Origin of the sequence: Actinomadura sp. WAC 06369, from assembly GCF_003947565.1 — a bacterium.
GTDB lineage: Bacteria > Actinomycetota > Actinomycetes > Streptosporangiales > Streptosporangiaceae > Spirillospora > Spirillospora rifamycini.
The window spans coordinates 1-3,243 of sequence record NZ_QHJN01000295.1 but is presented as its reverse complement, the minus strand read 5'-3'; the positions used below and the strand labels follow the sequence as shown (position 1 = coordinate 3,243).

Here is a 3,243-nt window from a genome sequence, read left to right as displayed (position 1 = left end):
CTCATCTGCGATTTGTTTTGATCGTTTTGTGTGTTCAAGTTTTTAAGGGCATACGGTGGATGCCTTGGCATCAGGAGCCGATGAAGGACGTGGGAGCCTGCGATATGCCTCGGGGAGTCGGCAACCAGACTTTGATCCGGGGATTTCCGAATGGGGAAACCTGGCACCCGTCATGGGGTGTCGCCGCCGTCTGAATGTATAGGACGGTTGGTGGGAACGCGGGGAAGTGAAACATCTCAGTACCCGCAGGAAGAGAAAACAATAGTGATTCCGTGAGTAGTGGTGAGCGAAAGCGGATTAGCCTAAACCGTGCGCGTGTGATAGCCGGCAGGTGTTGCGTGTGCGGGGTTGTGGGACCATCCTGGTTCAGCTGCCGCTGGGCCGAAGAGTTACAAAACATCGTGATAGTCGAATGGCATGGGAAGGCCGACCGTAGACGGTGAGAGTCCGGTAGACGAAATTGCGGTGTCTCTTGGGTGTGTTCCCGAGTAGCACGGGGCCCGTGAAATCCCGTGTGAATCTGCCACGACCACGTGGTAAGGCTGAATACTTCCTGATGACCGATAGCGGACCAGTACCGTGAGGGAAAGGTGAAAAGTGCCCCGGTGAGGGGTCGTGAAATAGTACCTGAAACCGTGTGCCTACAAGCCGTCAGAGCCTCCTCATGAGATTCGTCTTGTGTTGGTGATGGCGTGCCTTTTGAAGAATGAGCCTGCGAGTTATGGTGTGTGGCGAGGTTAACCGGTGGCGGGTAGCCGTAGCGAAAGCGAGTCTGAATAGGGCGTTTGAGTCGCATGCTGTAGACCCGAAGCGGGGTGATCTAGCCATGGGCAGGGTGAAGCGCCGGTAAGACGGTGTGGAGGCCCGAACCCACCAGGGTTGAAAACCTGGGGGATGACCTGTGGTTAGGGGTGAAAGGCCAATCAAACTCCGTGATAGCTGGTTCTCCCCGAAATGCATTTAGGTGCAGCGTCGCGTGTTTCTTGCCGGAGGTAGAGCTACTGGATGGCTGATGGGCCCTACAAGGTTACTGACGTCAGCCAAACTCCGAATGCCGGTAAGTGAGAGCGTGGCAGTGAGACTGCGGGGGATAAGCTTCGTAGTCGAGAGGGAAACAGCCCAGATCATCGGCTAAGGCCCCTAAGCGTGTGCTAAGTGGTAAAGGATGTGGAGTTGCCGTGACAACCAGGAGGTTGGCTTAGAAGCAGCCATCCTTGAAAGAGTGCGTAATAGCTCACTGGTCAAGTGATTCCGCGCCGACAATGTAGCGGGGCTCAAGCACACCGCCGAAGCCGTGGCACTCCGACTTGTTCGGGGTGGGTAGGGGAGCGTCCTGCAGCCGGTGAAGCCGCCGAGTGATCGAGTGGTGGAGGCTGTGGGAGTGAGAATGCAGGCATGAGTAGCGAATCACACGTGAGAAACGTGTGCGCCGGATGACCAAGGGTTCCTGGGGCAGGCTAATCCGCCCAGGGTAAGTCGGGACCTAAGGCGAGGCCGACAGGCGTAGTCGATGGACAACGGGTTGATATTCCCGTACCCGCTGGTATGCGCCAACGCTGAATCCTCTGATGCTAACCATCCGAACCGCCTTGAGGACCTTCGGGTTCTCTTGGTTGGGGAGCGTGGGACCCGAGGGGGTAGTAGGTGAGTGATGGGGTGACGCAGGAGGGTAGCTCAGCCCAGGCGATGGTTGTCCTGGGGTAAGCATGTAGCCCGCGCCATAGGCAAATCCGTGGCGCATTGAGGGTGAGATGTGATGCCGAGCCGTTTTAGGTGAAGTGAGTGATCCCATGCTGCCGAGAAAAGCCTCTAGCGAGTGTACCGGCGGCCCGTACCCTAAACCGACTCAGGTGGTCAGGTAGAGAATACCAAGGCGATCGGGTGAACTGTGGTTAAGGAACTCGGCAAATTGCCCCCGTAACTTTGGGAGAAGGGGGGCCATGCCTGGTGAACATCCTTGCGGTGGGAGCTGGGTGTGGTCGCAGAGGCCAGGGGGAAGCGACTGTTTACTAAAAACACAGGTCCGTGCGAAGTCGTAAGACGCTGTATACGGACTGACGCCTGCCCGGTGCCGGAACGTTAAGAGGACCGGTTAGATCCTTTCGGGGGTCGAAGCTGAGAATCTAAGCGCCGGTAAACGGCGGTGGTAACTATAACCATCCTAAGGTAGCGAAATTCCTTGTCGGGTAAGTTCCGACCTGCACGAATGGCGTAACGACTTCCCCGCTGTCTCAACCACAGGCCCGGCGAAATTGCAGTACGAGTAAAGATGCTCGTTTCGCGCAGCAGGACGGAAAGACCCCGGGACCTTCACTACAGCTTGGCATTGGCGCTTGGAGCGTCTTGTGTAGGATAGGTGGGAGACTGTGAAGCTCGGACGCCAGTTCGGGTGGAGTCATTGGTGAAATACCACTCTGGTCGTTTTGAGCGTCTAACCCGCACCCGTGGATCCGGGTGGGGGACAGTGCCTGGTGGGTAGTTTAACTGGGGCGGTTGCCTCCTAAAGTGTAACGGAGGCGCCCAAAGGTTCCCTCAGCCTGGTTGGCAATCAGGTGGCGAGTGCAAGGGCACAAGGGAGCTTGACTGTGAGACGGACGTGTCGAGCAGGTGCGAAAGCAGGGCCTAGTGATCCGGCACCTACGTGTGGAAGTGGTGTCGCTCAACGGCTAAAAGGTACCCCGGGGATAACAGGCTGATCTTCCCCAAGAGTCCATATCGACGGGATGGTTTGGCACCTCGATGTCGGCTCGTCGCATCCTGGGGCTGGAGTAGGTCCCAAGGGTTGGGCTGTTCGCCCATTAAAGCGGCACGCGAGCTGGGTTTAGAACGTCGCGAGACAGTTCGGTCCCTATCCGCTGCGCGCGTAGGAGAATTGTGAGGGTCTGTCCCTAGTACGAGAGGACCGGGACGGACGGACCTCTGGTGTGCCAGTTGTCCTGCCAGGGGCATGGCTGGTTGGCTACGTTCGGTTGGGATAACCGCTGAAAGCATCTAAGCGGGAAGCCTTCCTCGAGATGAGTTCTCCCTTCCACCTTCGGGTGGGGTAAGGCCCCCGAGAGACGATCGGGTTGATAGGCCGGGGATGGAAGCGCGGTAACGTGTGGAGTCGACCGGTACTAATAGGCCGAGTGGCTTGAACACACTGAACGTTCAAAGCATCTCGCTGTGTGTTTGTTCGCGTCCCTGTGTGGTTCCTGGAAAACAAACGGGAACCCGTTTTGATAAGTGAATTTTCGAGCTGTC

The 3,243-nt window shown here is 57.3% G+C and carries 1 rRNA gene; it reads left to right on the top strand.

The annotated features are described in order from the left end of the window. Positions 1-32: 32 nt before the first annotated feature. A 23S ribosomal RNA gene (locus DMH08_RS38420) occupies positions 33-3,141 on the top strand. Positions 3,142-3,243 lie beyond the last annotated feature (102 nt).